Annotated in this window: 14 protein-coding genes; 11 read left to right on the top strand and 3 right to left on the bottom strand. The window is 46.1% G+C overall.

The features are described 5' to 3' along the window. Positions 1-345: 345 nt before the first annotated feature. On the bottom strand, positions 346-1,359 hold the full coding sequence (locus C232_RS0103520) for a DUF1646 family protein (RefSeq protein WP_018661327.1): 1,014 nt from the start codon (positions 1,357-1,359) through the stop codon (positions 346-348). 303 nt (positions 1,360-1,662) lie between these two features. Here C232_RS0103520 and asnB point away from each other — a divergent pair, with 303 nt between their 5' ends. Further along, positions 1,663-3,510 (top strand): asparagine synthase (glutamine-hydrolyzing), encoded by a 1,848-nt coding sequence (asnB, locus tag C232_RS0103515; protein ID WP_018661325.1) that lies wholly within the window; start codon positions 1,663-1,665, stop codon positions 3,508-3,510. 111 nt (positions 3,511-3,621) lie between these two features. Here asnB and cidR read toward each other — a convergent pair whose 3' ends face one another. Beyond that, positions 3,622-4,509: a cidABC operon transcriptional activator CidR gene (gene cidR, locus C232_RS0103510; RefSeq protein WP_018661323.1), complete on the bottom strand. Its 888-nt coding sequence runs from the start codon at positions 4,507-4,509 to the stop codon at positions 3,622-3,624. A 103-nt stretch (positions 4,510-4,612) separates the two neighbouring features. On the opposite strand from cidR, the gene C232_RS0103505 reads away from it, so the two are divergent. The 7 genes from C232_RS0103505 to C232_RS19970 all read left to right on the top strand — a co-directional run bounded on the left by C232_RS0103505 (position 4,613) and on the right by C232_RS19970 (position 10,045). Beyond that, complete coding sequence (locus C232_RS0103505; RefSeq protein WP_018661321.1) at positions 4,613-4,990, top strand: CidA/LrgA family holin-like protein; 378 nt, start codon at positions 4,613-4,615, stop codon at positions 4,988-4,990. Beyond that, positions 4,980-5,663, top strand: coding sequence for an LrgB family protein (locus tag C232_RS0103500; RefSeq protein ID WP_018661319.1), 684 nt, complete (start codon positions 4,980-4,982; stop codon positions 5,661-5,663). The genes C232_RS0103505 and C232_RS0103500 overlap by 11 nt, the downstream gene beginning before the upstream one ends. Before the next feature lie 66 nt (positions 5,664-5,729). Next, positions 5,730-5,876 (top strand): hypothetical protein, encoded by a 147-nt coding sequence (locus C232_RS19975; RefSeq protein ID WP_018661317.1) that lies wholly within the window; start codon positions 5,730-5,732, stop codon positions 5,874-5,876. A gap of 89 nt (positions 5,877-5,965) precedes the next feature. After that, a complete protein-coding gene (locus C232_RS0103490; protein ID WP_026314460.1) occupies positions 5,966-7,606 on the top strand; it encodes a bifunctional metallophosphatase/5'-nucleotidase in 1,641 nt (546 codons plus the stop codon). Positions 7,607-7,707: 101 nt separating this feature from the next. Continuing rightward, positions 7,708-8,187 (top strand): Cys-tRNA(Pro) deacylase, encoded by a 480-nt coding sequence (ybaK, locus tag C232_RS0103485; RefSeq protein WP_018661314.1) that lies wholly within the window; start codon positions 7,708-7,710, stop codon positions 8,185-8,187. Between the two features lie 235 nt (positions 8,188-8,422). Further along, positions 8,423-9,763 (top strand): L-cystine transporter, encoded by a 1,341-nt coding sequence (locus C232_RS0103480; protein WP_302466509.1) that lies wholly within the window; start codon positions 8,423-8,425, stop codon positions 9,761-9,763. Positions 9,764-9,871: 108 nt separating this feature from the next. Next, positions 9,872-10,045, top strand: a complete 174-nt coding sequence (locus C232_RS19970; protein ID WP_018661310.1) for an SE1832 family protein — start codon at positions 9,872-9,874, stop codon at positions 10,043-10,045. 488 nt (positions 10,046-10,533) lie between these two features. Here the strand turns inward: C232_RS19970 and C232_RS0103470 are convergent, their stop codons facing one another. Further along, positions 10,534-11,403 (bottom strand): alpha/beta fold hydrolase, encoded by an 870-nt coding sequence (locus C232_RS0103470; RefSeq protein ID WP_018661309.1) that lies wholly within the window; start codon positions 11,401-11,403, stop codon positions 10,534-10,536. A gap of 274 nt (positions 11,404-11,677) precedes the next feature. On the opposite strand from C232_RS0103470, the gene C232_RS0103460 reads away from it, so the two are divergent. The 3 genes from C232_RS0103460 (at position 11,678) to C232_RS0103450 (ending at position 16,150) form a co-directional block, all read left to right on the top strand. Then, the gene (locus C232_RS0103460; protein WP_018661307.1) at positions 11,678-12,946 is read left to right on the top strand and encodes an alkaline phosphatase; all 1,269 of its coding nucleotides are present in this window, start codon (positions 11,678-11,680) and stop codon (positions 12,944-12,946) included. A gap of 145 nt (positions 12,947-13,091) precedes the next feature. Beyond that, entirely contained in the window at positions 13,092-15,287 is a 2,196-nt protein-coding gene (gene recQ, locus C232_RS0103455) for a DNA helicase RecQ (RefSeq protein WP_018661305.1), read from the top strand. Further along, positions 15,284-16,150, top strand: coding sequence for a Cof-type HAD-IIB family hydrolase (locus C232_RS0103450; protein WP_018661303.1), 867 nt, complete (start codon positions 15,284-15,286; stop codon positions 16,148-16,150). Before recQ ends, C232_RS0103450 begins: the two co-directional genes overlap by 4 nt. The last annotated feature ends 13 nt before the right edge of the window (positions 16,151-16,163 follow it).

The following is a 16,163-nucleotide window of genomic DNA, read 5'->3' as shown; positions in this document are numbered from 1 at the left end:
CCCGTGAGCCCGGGAAATCAAAGGGAACGGTCGATCATGGGGCGCGTGAAAGCCCATGAGCCCGTAAAATTGAAGGGAATGGTCGTTCATAGGGTAAATGAAAGCCCATGAGCCTGGGAAATAAAGGGAACGGTCGTTCATAGGGTAAATGAAAGCCCGTGAGCCCGGAAAATTGAAGGGAAACGGTCGATCATCAGGCAAATGAAAGCCCGTGAGCCAAGAAAATAAAAGTGAACGGGCTTTCATGGTTCGTATGAAACTCCCCGGCCACGGAAAAACGAAACGGCCGGTCGCTCATCGCATCATAAAAGCCCGCCACACTGTGAGCGGGCGGGGCAAAAGTATTTAAACCAGTAAAATTACCACAAAATAAACCGCCATTGCAGCCAGGCCAACCGGCACCCCGAACTTCGCCCACTCCTTGCTTGTGATCTTTAACTTTCCGGCTGAAATAATATTCGGGATATTGCCTGGTACCAGCATACCCCCGCTGATCAAGAGGCCGAGCAAAATTGCCTGCACGGTCTTATCCGTCATCTTCGTGCTGATTTCAGCCGCTGCAAGTGTCGCATTGTCAAGAACAGCAGAAATCATGTTGATCCAGTACAGGATAAACGGGTTTAAATCCAATAAAAAGCGGTTAATCAGCGGTTCAAATCCGGCGCCAAGCAAAGTCAGCCCCATGACAAACAAATAAATTTTCACTGTTCGTAAAATAATTTCCGAATACGATTCACGATTCCGTTTATTTACAAGCCCGTTGTCTAAAGGTACAGGGTGAATCAGAAGCGCTGCAAGGACGCCAAAAATCACAACGGCTGAGATCACTTCAGGACCAATTAAGCGCAGCAGGTAAAAGAAATCTTCATTTAACTTACTGATGGCAAGTGTCGAAAGCGGTTCGCCAATCGGGGTAAGCGCAGCACCGAGCCCGATTGAAAAGCAGGACAAAACCACAAGTTGCACTTCCGCTTTCCGGTCCAGCTTTAAGACACTGACGACCACTACCAGAATCAAGGCAGCAATAATCGCGGTCACAATGCTGGAAAGCAAACCTAATATGATAATAATCAAGGCTGCCAGGAGAGGAAACGGCAACGAACGGCTAATGCCGGAAATCACTTTCTCAAGCGGTTTTTCAAGCCAGCGGAATAAAAGACCGGCAATCAGCACTGCAAATGTTATTTTCACAGGATCCTCCAAAGCTTTCTCTACAAGCGGCTTGTCCAATACACCTCCGGCAATCGCGGCAATCCACCCCATGAAAAATAAAAAGACTTCCAGATTGTGCTCGACAACAGGGACTGAAAAAGGCAGAAACAACACGAGCGCCAAAATAATTAATAAGCCGGCAATCATCTACTCATCCTTTCTAACTTCAAAATCTCTTATGTATTGTACGTATATTTTAGCATAAATATCAGGCAGCTTTGTTTACGGCAAGCCGGCCCGGGCAAAATTTTGAAGAGCCTTAACATGTTGCTGAAAAGTCTTTACACTTCTTTTCTCCCAGCCGGAAATTTTCTTCACAAAATAAAAGGACAAATCACAAAACAGGGTGTTTGCCTATATACTATTACAGTTAATAAGAGATCTGAAAAAGTGATTATGGAAACACCGGTGCATTAAAAAGCCGGGGAATATCAGGAAGGATGGGTCGCCATGTGCGGAATAACCGGATGGGTTGATTTTAAAAAAGACTTGCGCGGCGAAGCGGAAACCTTGTCAAAAATGACGGAGACATTGAGTAAACGCGGGCCGGATGATACAAATATTTGGCTCACACAGCATGCTGCATTCGGCCATAAACGGCTGGTGGTGGTGGATCCTTTGTGCGGCGTCCAGCCGATGATCCGCGAAAAAGCAGGATTTACTTATACGATTTGCTATAACGGCGAATTGTACAACACGGAAGATTTGCGGGCCGAACTATTAAAAAAAGGCTATACGTATCAGGGACATTCCGATACAGAAGTGCTGCTGACTGCCTACATCGAATGGGGCGAAGCGTGCGTTGACCGTTTAAACGGCATTTTTGCCTTTGCTGTGTGGGACGGGAAAAAAGATCAGTTATTTGTCGGCCGCGACCGCTTAGGAGTGAAACCATTTTTTTACAAAGAGCAGGGAAGCGGTATTTTATTTGGTTCGGAATTAAAAGCAATTCTTGCACATCCCCATGTAAAGGCGGAAGTCAGCTATGAGGGATTAGCAGAAGTGTGGGGGCTCGGGCCATCACGGACGCCGGGCACGGGCGTGTTCCGCGGCGTAAAGGAGCTGCGGCCGGCACATGCAATGGTTTTTTCAAAGAACGGAATAAAGGTTTGGCGATATTGGAATGTAAAAAGCGAGAAACATACGGATTCTGCTGATGAAACGGCTGAAAAAATCCGCGCATTGTTTCAGGATACAGTTGTCAGGCAACTGGTTTCCGATGTGCCGGTCTGCACGTTTTTATCCGGCGGTGTGGATTCCAGTGCAATTACCGCCGTTGCCTCCAATTATTTTAAAGAACAGGGCAAAGGCAGGCTCCATACTTTTTCCATCGATTATGAAGAAAATGACCGTTATTTCAAGGCGAATACTTTCCAGCCGAATGCCGACGGGCCGTGGATTCAAAAAATGTCAGAAGCGTTTGATACGGTCCATCATAACTGCGTGATTAGCCAGGAAGACCTGGCTGACTATTTAAAGGAGGCCGTGATTGTCCGCGATATGCCGGGGATGGCGGATGTTGATGCTTCACTGCTCTGGTTTTGCCGCGAAATTAAAAAAGATTTTGTGGTCAGCCTTTCCGGCGAGTGTGCAGATGAAATTTTCGGCGGCTATCCATGGTTCCGGCGCGAAGACGACTTGAATCGTGAGGGATTTCCGTGGATGCGGTCGCTCGATGAACGCGTCAGCCTTTTAAAAGAAGGCTGGCAGGAGAAACTGCAATTAAAAGACTATGTGATGTCAAAATATGAAGCCTCGGTTGCGGAAACCCCGCTCCTTGATGGAGAAACGCCACTTGAAGCAAAGCGCCGCAAGCTGTTTTACATCAATATGCTCTGGTTTATGACAACGCTGCTTGACCGCAAAGACCGTATGAGCATGGGGGCGAGCCTTGAAGTGCGCGTGCCATTTGCCGACCACCGGATTGTCGAATATGTGTGGAATATTCCGTGGGATATGAAAATGTACGGGGACAGGGAAAAAGGAATTTTAAGAAAATCGCTGGAAGGCATATTGCCGGAAGAGATCCTCTACCGTAAAAAAAGCCCGTATCCAAAAACGCACCATCCGGCATATACCGCTGCAGTAAAACGCTGGCTGGGTGAGATCCTCGAACAGAAAGACTCGGTCCTGTATGAATTTTTACACCGCGATAAATTGAAAGAACTGGTGGAAACAAACGGGGAAGCGTTCCAGACACCATGGTTCGGCCAGCTGATGACCGGACCGCAGCTGCTTGCGTATCTTGCGCAAATCCATCATTGGTTTGAAACGTACAAGATCGATATCAAAAATTAACTTGGTTTCATTAAGACGCAGAAAAAGCAGCGGGTACTGCGAAATCGTATGTGCCCGCCGCTTATCTTTTTTTCAACATTTTTTTAGCAGCCGAATGTGGTTCTTGCATTTTTAAGACTTGCCGAATAATGCCTTTGTAAATCGGATCCATTCCTTTGCTGCAAACGAAAGGTATTGGTGTTTCGGCCAAATGATCGCAAGGTTCCATGGAATGACCGGTTCAGTAAGATTGATAATTTTTACGCGCTCCGGGTTGAAGGCATGGCAGATCGTTTTCGGGAGCAGGGCTATTCCAAGGTTGGAAGCAACGAGTTCGCTGATCAAATCCCACTGCGTACTTTCGTAAATAATATTTGGTTTAAATCCGAGGCGCAGGCAATCCTGAATAATCTGGTCATGCAAGGCAAAATCTTTATGGAAGAAAATAAACTCTTCCTCTTTTAGCTGTGAAAGCGTTACACTGTCCCGGGATGCAAGCGGATGGGACGGGTGCAGCAAAAGGACAAGCTGGTCATGGACAAATGAAAAATGGTCAAACAGTTCATTGTCAACCGGCATTACAACGGCGCCAAGATCCAGTGTGCCGTTTTCAACATCATGGACCACCTTCTTGGTGACGTCTTCCACAAGCTGGATTTTGATATGCGGGTAGGTTTTATGAAACTCGTCAATCACACGGGGAAAATAGCGTGAACCGATCATCGGCGGCAGCCCGATGCGGATCGTGCCTTTTTTCAGTGTGACCACATCATTGATCTCATCCGTCAACTGCTGGAACGATTTAAGTGTTTTTTGAGCCTGTATAAAGACAGCCTTTCCGGTATCGGTTAAAACGACCGTTTTCCCTGACCGGTTAAAAAGCTGGATGCCGAGCTCATCCTCAATGCTTTTGATCATTTTGCTAATCGTTGGCTGAGATACATAAAGTTCCTCGGCGGCTTTTGTGAAGCTGCCGTGGATGGCAACGGAAACAAAGTACCGCAGATGCTGAATGTCCACTCAAACCCCTTCTTTCTATAGATTAATTGCATGCTCAGTATTCTATATATTCATTTTACCTATAAACAGGCGCGGGGTAAACTAGTTATAGAAGGTGAAAACATTGAAAAAGATTGCGTTAGGTGTTTTACAAGTAGCAGGACTATATTTGTTTGCTAAGGTCATGGGGATGGCGGCAAAATATCTGCATCTCCCGCTGCCGGGCAGCATGCTGGCGATGGTTGTTCTCTTCCTCCTATTACAATTTGGCATTGTTAAAATGAATTGGATCGGGATTGGGGCAAATTTTCTATTAGCGGAGCTGCTGCTTTTTTTTATTCCATCCGCAGTGGGCATTATCAAATACAAGAGCCTGTTGATGAAAAGCGGACTGGAAATCATGATTGTGATTATCATCAGTTTGGTCACCGTCATGGCCGGATCGGGGTGGATAGCAGATAAAATTGCAAATCGAAGGAGTGTGAAAGTGCGTGGTCATTAAAATAGTATGCCTGGTCCTCACCATTTTGAGTTATTGGATTTTTAAAAAATTATACGGGAAATTTAAGAAAATCTTTGTTTCCCCGCTTCTTGTGACACCGGTCCTGCTGGCAGCATTTTTGCTAAGCCAGGATATTCCGTATCGGGAATACCAGAAAGGCACAACAATTTTATCGGATTTGCTGCAGCCGGCAATCGTTGCCTTTGCTGTGCCGCTTTATCAGAACTTCAAAGTAATTCAGAAAAACGCGGCGGAAATTTTGATTGGAATTGGCGCCGGCTGGCTGATGGCGATTTTTGTTTCATCCAGTATTGCTGCGCTTTTTCATTTTAGTAAAACCCTTGTACACAGCTTAATTCCGTTTACCATCACAACGCCAATCGCGATGGGGGTTTCCGAAAAAATCGGCGGCGTTCCAACGATTACGGCAGTGTTTGTGATCATCAATGCGATTATCGGTTCAACCCTTGCACCGTGGCTTATTAAAAGCCTGCGCATTAAAAATGAAATTGCCCACGGTGTCCTGCTTGGCACCAGTGCAAACGGGATTGGCACATCAAAGGCGTTTGAGTTGAGCTCCAAGTCAGGTGCAATTTCGAGCGTCAGCATGATTATCGTCGCAGCGATTTCAATCTTTGCCACGCCATGGATGGTTTCCCATATTATTCATTGACCTTTTCCGCATAAAATCTTCTCTTTCCAGCAAAATATAGATTGTAAAGCGGAAAGGAGAATCAATATGGGCAGACAAAAATACGGCAACCAGAATGCCGAAAGAAATAAAAATGCAAAGCTTGGCAATGAAATCAGCGAAGAACTGGTTGAATTTTCAACCGGAGGCCATGATGAGGTAGACCAAAAAAAGAAAAAGGGAATACGCAAATAGGGGCGTTTGCACCTGCTTACGAAGCCAACCTGATGCCGGGTTGGTTTTTTGCATGTTTTCACTGTATTCATAAAATCATTTTGGCAGGCGTGGAAAATATAAAAGAAAAAAGCTACAATGTGAATAATGAGATGTCGAAAAGGAAGGAAGCAGGCATGGAAACATTTGAGCTGGTGATACTTGAAACAAGCGATATTCACGGGAATATTCTGCCAATAAATTATGGGACAAACAAGGCCGCGGCTGTTGGACTGGCAAAAATCTCCACTTTGGTCAAAACAGAACGCGCCCGGCAAAAGCATGTACTGCTTCTTGATAATGGCGATCTTATCCAAGGGACGCCGCTTACCTACTATTATGCAAGGACTGATTCAAAAGCGCCCAACCCGATGGTGCGTGCAGCCAATGCGTTGCAGTATGATGCAGCAGTGCCTGGAAACCATGAGTTTAATTACGGGCAGGAGCTGTTAATGGGGGTGGTGAAAGAATCCCATTTCCCGTGGCTGTCCGCCAATATTTTAAACGAGCAGACAAGAAAGCCTTATTTTGGCCGCCCCTATACCATGAAAGTATTTGCGGAAGGGTTAAAAGTAGCAATACTGGGCCTGACCACTCCTTATATTCCAAACTGGGAGCAGACCCAGCATATTCGCGGGATGTTGTTTGCCGACCCTGTTGAAACGGCAAAACGGTGGGTGAAATTTTTGCGTGAAAGAGAACAGGCAGATATTGTCATCGTCTCTTACCATGGCGGTTTTGAACGGGATTTGGACAGCGGTGAGCCGACGGAGGACTTGACAGGTGAAAACCAGGGCTACCAGCTGTGCCGGGAAGTGCCAGGAATAGATGTGCTTTTGACCGGGCATCAGCACCGGATGATTGCAGGCAAAGCAATCAACGGGGTGACAGTGATGCAGCCGGGCAATAATGGCAGAGCACTTGGAAAAGTTGTATTGCAATTGGAAAAACAGGAGGGACACTGGCGCTGCGCACAGAAGAGATCAGAACTTTTGCCTGTTGAAGCAGCAAAAGCCGATCCTTCGATTATTGCCCTTGCCAGACCGTATGAAGAGGCGACACAGGCCTGGCTTGACCAGCCAATCGGTAAAATTGAAGGGGATATGCTCGTGCATGACCCGATGGAAGCCCGTTTGAAAGATCACCCCCTGATCGAGTTCATGAATCGTGTGCAAATGGATGCGGCCGAGGCGGATATATCATGTACAGCGCTATTTGACAACCAATCGCCAGGTTTTCCTGAAAACGTGACAATGCGGGATATTGTCTCTAACTATATTTATCCGAATACCTTTAAAGTCGTTCGGATTACCGGTATGGATATGAAAGCAGCGCTTGAGCGATCAGCCAGTTATTTTAAAACGGACAGCGGCGGGAATATTGAAGTCAATCCTGCTTTTTCGAACCCGAAGCCGCAGCATTACAACTATGATATGTGGGAAGGCATTGACTATGTGATTGATATATCAAAACCTGTCGGCAAGCGGATTGTCAAACTGGAATACAAAGGAAAGCCCATTGACCCGGCCGCTGAATATGAAGTCGTAATGAATAACTACCGGGCCGGCGGTGGCGGCGATTATTTGATGTTCAAGGGAAAGCCCGTTGTAAAAGATGTGCAAATCGATGCGCCGGAACTGATCGCCAACTATATTCTGGAACGGAAAGTGATTCGGGCAACGGTGGATCACAATTGGAAAGTGATTTTTTGATTTGCGGGAAGGAAACACGGGGTTTTCAAACCCGTGATAAATTCCCACACCGTCTTTTGTTTGAATAGATATCGTCCTTTCAGAAAGGGAGTGGATTTTAAATGGCAAAAGTTGCAAAAACAAACGCGATGCGGCTGCTGGATACCCATAATATCCCGTACGGCATGCTTTCTTATGACCATGAAGACGGGAAAATTGACGGGCTGAGCGTTGCGACAAAAATCGGCCAACCGCTTGAAAAAGTATATAAAACACTGGTTACGCAGGGAAACAGCCGGAATTTGTACGTGTTTGTCATTCCGGTGGCAGCGGAACTCGATTTAAAAAAAGCCGCCAAAGCAGCCGGCGAAAAGAAAATTGAAATGATCCATGTCAAAGACATTCGAAAATATACCGGCTATATTCGCGGCGGCTGCTCGCCCATCGGCATGAAAAAGAGCTACCCGACCTTCATTGACGAAAGTGCCGGGCAGCTTGATGAAATCATTGTAAGCGCCGGGAAAATCGGTACCCAGATTATCCTTACGCCCCAAAACCTGCTGGCGGCGGCTGATGCGCAATTTGCTGATTTAACGCAGTAAAAACCAGGCCCGGCTTAGATAATAAAGGCGGCTAAGGCGGGTCCCGGTTTTTTACAGCTATGAAAAACGGCGCTGAAAAGCTATGTAAAGAAAAGATCTATGATGAAATCTAATCCTCTTAATCCGACTTGACAGATAAGAATAATCTTATTAACATGATAATGTTATAAAAAAGGAGGGGAATTTGTTGAATATTTTATACATTGTCATCAATCTTGCGGTATTCGTTGCATTGATGGCAGGTTTGTATGCCATGCAAAGAAAGCATGTTTCGTTTTCAAAACGGGTTTTCTCTGCGCTCGGCATCGGTATTATTTTTGGGATCATCATTCACTTCTTATATGGCACGGCATCTTTTGTCACTGGTCATACGATTGACTGGTTAAACATCGTCGGCAGCGGTTATGTTAAACTGCTGCAAATGATCGTTATGCCGCTTGTTTTTATATCGATTATCGGAGCTTTTACAAAACTGAAGCTGACAAAAAACATAGGAAAAATCAGTTTCCTTGTGATCGGTATTCTGCTTGGCACAACAGCAGTTGCCGCTGCGCTTGGGATCGGTTCCGCGCTTTCATTTGGCCTGGACGGGATCCAATTGTCGCAGGGCGCAGCTGAAACAGCCCGGAATGCGGAATTGAAAACGAGTATGGCAAACGTCCAAAATATGACAATTCCGCAGCAGATCGTTGAATTACTGCCAGGCAATCCATTTGCTGATCTAACCGGTTCACGGCCGACTTCAACGATCGCCGTCGTCATCTTTTCTACAATTATCGGGATGGCCTATCTCGGGGTGAAACGCAAACAACCGGAGCAGGCGGTACATTTTGCGAAAATTGTAGACACCTTCTACACGATTATAATGCGCGTTGTTACACTGATTTTAAGATTAACGCCTTACGGGGTGCTTGCACTGATTACGAAAGTAACGGCATCAAGTGATTACGGCGCAATTGCAAAACTGGCAAAATTCGTCATTGCGTCATACGCGGCGATCATCATCATGTTCCTGATTCACTTGCTTTTGATCAGCCTTGCAAAACTCAGTCCGGTACGCTACGTGCAAAAAGCCTTGCCGACGTTGACATTTGCTTTTACGTCTCGTTCAAGTGCAGGAACTTTGCCGCTTAATATTGAAACACAGAAGAATCGTTTTGGTGTTTCAGAAGGAATTGCTAACTTTTCCGCATCTTTCGGCCTTACCATTGGCCAAAACGGCTGCGCCGGTATTTATCCGGCAATGCTGGCCGTGATGGTGGCGCCATCCGCCGGCATTAATCCGGCGAGCCCTTCATTTATCATTACCTTGATTCTGGTCGTTATGATCAGCTCATTCGGGGTTGCCGGCGTCGGCGGAGGTGCGACATTTGCCTCACTGATTGTATTGTCTGTACTGAATCTGCCGGTTGCCATTGTCGGTTTGCTGATTTCGGTTGAACCTTTGATCGATATGGGCCGTACGGCATTAAATGTGAGCGGGTCTATGACCTCCGGGATCCTAACCGGAAAAATAACCGGTGAATTGGACCGGAAAGTTTATGACCAGGCAAAAACTGATTTAATCGAAGCTTAATAGAAAGCCTCACTTTTTTGAAAGTGAGGCTTTTTTAGGTGTGTGTTAGGTGTGTGTTAAAATGATATGGTAAAATATTCGGAAAAGCAGTTTTGAAAGGGGTAAACAATGAAAAAGCGGGATGTGGAATACCAAATTGCGGATTTAAAAGCAGATTACGTCAGGCTGCAGCAGGATCTTGAAAAACTCGAGTATGTCAAAGGAAATCTCCATCCGCTCGAAAGACAATTGGCAGAAATTGAAGGCGCACTGAAAAAATTATATGCCCAGCTGGACACATGAACGACAGACCAAGTAAAAAAACAGGTAAACGGTCCTTCATAAAGTTATGAAGGACCATTCAAGCAAAAGTTTCAAGGAAACGGTCGCTCATAAGGGAGATGAAAGCCCGTTCCAGGGTAAAACACACCGGTATGGTCGCTCATAAAGGGGATGAAAGCCCGTGCCATGGTAAAACACACCGGTATGGTCGCTCATAGGGGAGATGAAAGCCCGTGCCATGGTAAAACACATCGGTATGGTCGTTCATAAAGGGGATGAAAGCCCGTGCCATGGTAAAACACATCGGTATGGTCGCTCATAAAGGGGATGAAAGCCGATATAATCGTAAATCATGTCCGTACGGTCGTTCATAAGCCGAATGAACGACCGTACGTCCTGAAAAGAGAAGCAAAGAGTCGTTCATAAATCCGATAAAGGCCGGATCAGAAAAAATCATGCTGATAGGTCTTCACCGGCCGGTTTTCCCCCCTAAAAATGCATTCAATCTCCTACTGTAGATTCCATAAAAATTTTCCAATCATCCGGTCAACTTTTTTATTTTCATGCAGGGCGCTGTGACCCGCATGTTTGCCATAGACAACTTCAGACTGGTACCGGCGGGCTGGCACAATCGCTTTACCGCCAAGTGCGCTGTCAAGAGAAACCAGGCTGTCGCCGGTTGCAGGCTCGTTGATAACGCCGGCAATTGCAAGAACCTTGATTTGCGGGTCAAACCGGTTTTTGTGGGTGACAAGTGCCTGCAGCGCTTTGGAACCGGGGATCAAATCAACAGCTGCAGCACCGGTATTGTTTGGATTCTTCTTAAACTTTTGCAAACGTACGCCTTTATATGGGCTGCCAACCGTAATCAATTTACGGACAGCCGGGTAGTTCTTTTCCTGATAGGTTTCCTCGATATATTTTGTGCAAACCAGTCCCCCCATTGAATGTCCGACAAGATTCACTTCTTTTACGCCATATTTTGTATAAAGAATTCCCATTACTTTTTCCAGCCACTTGGTTGTCTGGCTAAAGCTGGCGCGGTTTTGTGAAAAAATGACCTGAACCATCGGATTGGTATACCGGTCTGAAATCTTCCCATTTACCAAAATAAATCCGTCGCCGGAGACACGGATAACCATGGTCTTCTCGCCCCAGTGGTTTTGTTGGAAACGGTCGAGCATGCCGCCAAACGAATTTGCAGTCCCTTTGTAGCCGTGGACAAATACAATCGGGACAGCACGCCGTTCGGTCTTGTATGAAGCCGCACTTCGGTTGTCCCCTGTTCCATGCTGATGGAACCATGTGATCGACAGGATGGCAGCAAGAGAAAAAAGAAGGCCGATAAAGATGGTGTATCGATTTTGTACCCAAGACATATTTTCAACCCCTTGATGACTTACACATGGCGGAAAAAGCACGCACTTCAAAAAGCCAGCAGGTGTAAGCGGTGTTTTTAAATATAAATATCAGTGCTTTGATAAAGTTATCATACCTCGGGCGTTCATACAATAACCAACATGCAATTGTTCCGGATTGGATAAAAATCGCCTCTGCCCGATCTTTAGATTCCTTTTACAAAATCAAAACGATTCCTTTACGTTCTTATTTTACAATGGATCTTGTAATGAATACAGAAGGGGAGGATGCAAGTTGAAAAATCGTAAAAGAAAAGGTTTTGTGAATGCGGCTTTGGCAATAACGGCAATTGCGGCATTGGGGATATCAAGCCTGGCGAGTGCCAAGTCCTACCAGCCCTCGCAGCGCACATCAGGCAATTCAAAAGCCAAAAATGTGATTTTATTTGTCGGGGATGGAATGGGCGTGGCACAGCGGAATGCCATCCGCCTGGCTGCTGCCGGTTTAAACAGGGATCTTGAAATGAATCAAATGCCGGTTGCGGGGCTTGTACATACAAGTTCCACTTCAGCTGTGACAGATTCAGCAGCCGCCGCGACGGCGATCGCTTCAGGCGTAAAAACATACAATGGCGCCATTGGAGTGGATGAGGATAAAAACAGTAAAAAAACGGTTCTCGAAGCAGCGAAAAAAGCAGGTAAATCCACCGGGCTTGTGACAACCAGCCAACTGACCGATGCAACGCCGGCAGCATTTGGCGCGCATGTTGCCAACCGCAGTGAACAAAGCAAAATCGCAAAACAATATCTTGAAAACAGCAAAATTGATGTCCTGCTTGGCGGCGGAGAGGACTACTGGTATCCTGCTGGAACGGAGGGTGTTTATGAGGACCACCCTGCTAAAGATGCATCGGAAGCGAGCAAAGGGACGGAAGGGAATCTCGTGGACCGTGCGAAAAAACTTGGTTACCAATATGTTACAAACGGCAACCAGCTCCAGCAAGCAAAAGGCAGCAAACTGCTCGGCCTGTTTGCCAATGAGGAAATGTTTGAACAGCGGCCGGATGGAGAAGGCGATATCTATGACCCGGTTGTTTCCTTGCCGAGTATGACGAAAAAAGCGATTCATACCCTTTCCAAAAATAAAAAAGGATTCTTTCTGATGGTGGAAGAGGAGGCCATTGATGAAATGGCCCATGTGAACAATGCTTCAAAGATGTTAAAAGCGGGAAAGCAATTGGATGAATCTGTCGCCATAGCAAAGTCCTATGCAAAGAAGCACCCGGACACACTTGTTCTTGTGCTTGGAGACCATGAATCCGGGGGACTGGCGATTGAGAGTGTGAATAACAGCGATGAATCCGGGAATGGGATTTCCAAGGAAGACGGCCCATTTGAAGTTTCCGGCACTGATGAACAATTCTCGGCTGACTGGACAACTTCGGGGCATACGGCAGCTGATATTCCCTTGACAGCAATGGGCAAAGGCGCAGCATTATTTTCCGGAACTTATGAAAATACACATGTCCATGACGCTTTATTAAAAGCAATGGGGCTGAAATAGAGGAAACCGGACAAGAGGACCGGGGAAAACGCCGGAAGATGGCGGATTCCCCATCCGTATTTGGATTTTCCAGCCAGATCTATGCGAATCCTTTCCCCGTTTGTTATAATGGGGATAACGCTTACTGAGGAAAGGATGGGTATTGTTGACTGTGTTGGAAGAGGCAAGGAAAGTGTTGCAGCAATACTACGGTTACCAGGAATTCCGAAAGGGGCAGGCCGCGATCATTGAACAAATCATGAACCGCCGGGACACGCTGGGCATTATGCCGACCGGGGGCGGAAAATCGATCTGCTACCAGATACCGGCGATGCTGCTGCCGGGCGTAACATTGGTCGTTTCCCCGCTGATTTCTCTAATGAAAGACCAGGTGGATACCCTCGACAATATTGGCATATCAGCAACATATATCAACAGTTCGCTTCACGGCGCTGAAATAGATAAAAGGCTGGCAGATGCATCTTCCGGTAAGTACAAATTAATTTATATCGCTCCGGAACGGCTGGAGTCCTCCTCATTTATTTTTCTTCTGAAGCAAATCAATGTCTCTCTCATTGCTATTGATGAGGCGCACTGTATCTCGCAATGGGGCCACGATTTCCGCCCAAGTTATCTGTTGATCCAAAAACTAATCCATCAATTTCAGCCGAAACCCATTACGCTTGCACTAACCGCGACAGCCACGCCGCAGGTTAAAGACGATATTTGCCAGCTTTTGGATATTCCCGGGCAGTCTTGCGTTGTGACTGGTTTTGCCCGTGATAACCTGCATTTTCAAGTCGTCAAGGGCCAGGACAAGGACGCTTTTATTTACGATTATATCGAAAAAAACCGCAATCAGTCAGGTATTATTTATGCGTCAACAAGAAAAGAAGTCGAGCGCATTTACGATTTTCTCAACCGCAAAGGAATCCGCGCCGGCAAATATCATGCCGGAATGAGCGAAAAGCAGCGCAATGACTTCCAGGACCGGTTTTTGTACGATGACATTGCCGTGATGGTGGCCACGTCTGCATTCGGGATGGGGATTGATAAAAGCAATGTGAGGTATGTGATCCATTTTAATATCCCGAAAAATATGGAGGCTTATTACCAGGAAGCAGGAAGAGCAGGGCGTGACGGTGAGGAAAGTGACTGCATCCTTTTGTTTTCAGCCCAAGACATCCATATTCAAAAGTTTCTGATTGACCAGTCCAGCAATCAGGAAAGAAAAGACCAGGAATATGCGAAGTTAAGAAAAATGATCGATTACTGTCATACTGAAGGTTGTTTCCAGCAATATATATTAAAGTATTTCGGAGAGGCGGATGCTGCGCCGTGCGGGATGTGCGGCAATTGCCTTGATGACCGTGAAAAAGTAGATGTCACAAAGGAAGCACAAATGGTTTTTTCATGTATAAAAAGGATGAACGAACGCTTCGGGAAAACATTTATTACAAAAGTACTGACCGGCTCAAGCGATAAAAAAATCGCCCAGTTCGGGTTCCATAAGCTGTCCACTTATGGCATCATGAAAGATAAGACGCAGAAGGATGTGAACGAATTAATAGATTTTTTGACAGCGGAAGGTTATTTACGGCCGGCAGACGGTACATACCCGGTATTGTTTTTAACCCGTAAAGCTGTCCGTGTGCTGCGTTCCGAGGAACAGGTTTTCAGGAAAGAAAAAATAAAAGCAAAACAAATTGCCGAGGATAATCTTTTATTTGAACGGCTCCGGGCAATCCGCAAAGAAATCGCTGACCGCGAAAAGATTCCGCCGTATATTGTATTTTCCGACCAGTCACTGAAAGAAATGTGCGCGCTCTTGCCGGCCACAACCGAAGCATTTTTGCGGGTGAAAGGTGTCGGACGGCGTAAACTTGAACAATACGGGAAAATATTTTTACAAGAGATTCAGGATTATATGAATGAGCAGGGGATAGAATCTGTACCAGCTGAAACGGCTGCCGTTCCGGACCCTGTTCCGCGTTCGGCCGGGAAAGAGAAAAGCCATCACATCTCCTACCAAATGCTGCAAGAAGGCCATTCCATCGCAGAAATTGCATCCGGCCGCGGCATGACGGAGAGAACGATTGAAACGCATCTCATCAAATGTGCAGATGAAGGGATGGCAGTAGACTGGAGCCGGTTTATTCCGGAATCCTGCCGGCAGCTGATTGCTGATGCTGTCGAGCAGGCTGGTTCTGAACGCTTAACGCCGATCAAGGAACTCCTGCCCGATGAGATCAGCTATTTCATGATTCGCGCCTTTTTACAGGAGCGCAAACAGCAGCAGGATGTCGATTCGGCAGATAAACAAACACAGGCAACTTATATAATGGGAGGGAAAGCAACATGATTCAATGCATCGCATCAGATATGGATGGAACACTTTTAAACTCAAAGCAGGAAGTCAGCCCGGCAAACGCTGCGGCGATTAAAATGGCACAGGAAAAAGGTGTTAAATTTGTGATTGCCACCGGGCGTTCTTATGAAGAAGCACGGTCGGCTCTGGATCCGGTCGGCATCCGGTGCACGATCATCGGCCTGAACGGGGCTGAAGTCAGGAACAAAGAGGGAGAAATAATTGCCACCAATTTATTAAGCGCAAAAACCACTTCTCAAGTTGCAAGCATGTTTGATGATCTGGGTATTTATTATGAGTTTTTCACCAATAAAGGCACCTTTACGGAAGACTATGAAAAGAATATGGAAATGCTTGTTGACTTATTCCATTCTGCGAATCCCGAAATCCCGTATGAGGAAATTCGCAGGTATATTCAAGAACGCGGGATCCGGCGTTATATTCATAGCATGCATGACACCCGCGATATTTTTCATGATCCTTCCGTCGTTTTTTACAAAGTGCTCGCCTTTCACAAGGACGAAACAGGATTAAGAAAAATTGGAAAGGAAATGGAGACCAAAATTCCGGATATTAAAGTGACATCCTCAGGTTATCGGAATATAGAAATCAACCACGAGCAGGCGCAGAAAGGGCTTGTTTTAGAGCAATATGTGAAAGCGCACGGGTTTTCTATGGAGCAAACAATGGCAATCGGGGATAATTTGAACGATATTTCAATGCTGGAAAGAGCGGGCTACCCTTTTGCAATGGGGAATGCTGATAAAGAAGTGCTCGCTTTGTGCCGCCACCGTACGGCCAGAAATGACGAAGACGGGGTTGCAAAAGCCATACATCACGTACTTGAAATGGCATGAAAAAAGCATCTGC

This window comes from Heyndrickxia acidiproducens DSM 23148, from assembly GCF_000374345.1.
GTDB classification, from domain to species: domain Bacteria; phylum Bacillota; class Bacilli; order Bacillales; family Bacillaceae_C; genus Weizmannia; species Weizmannia acidiproducens.
Note: the sequence above shows the minus strand (reverse complement) of the source record. Positions and strands in the feature narration are given on the sequence as shown.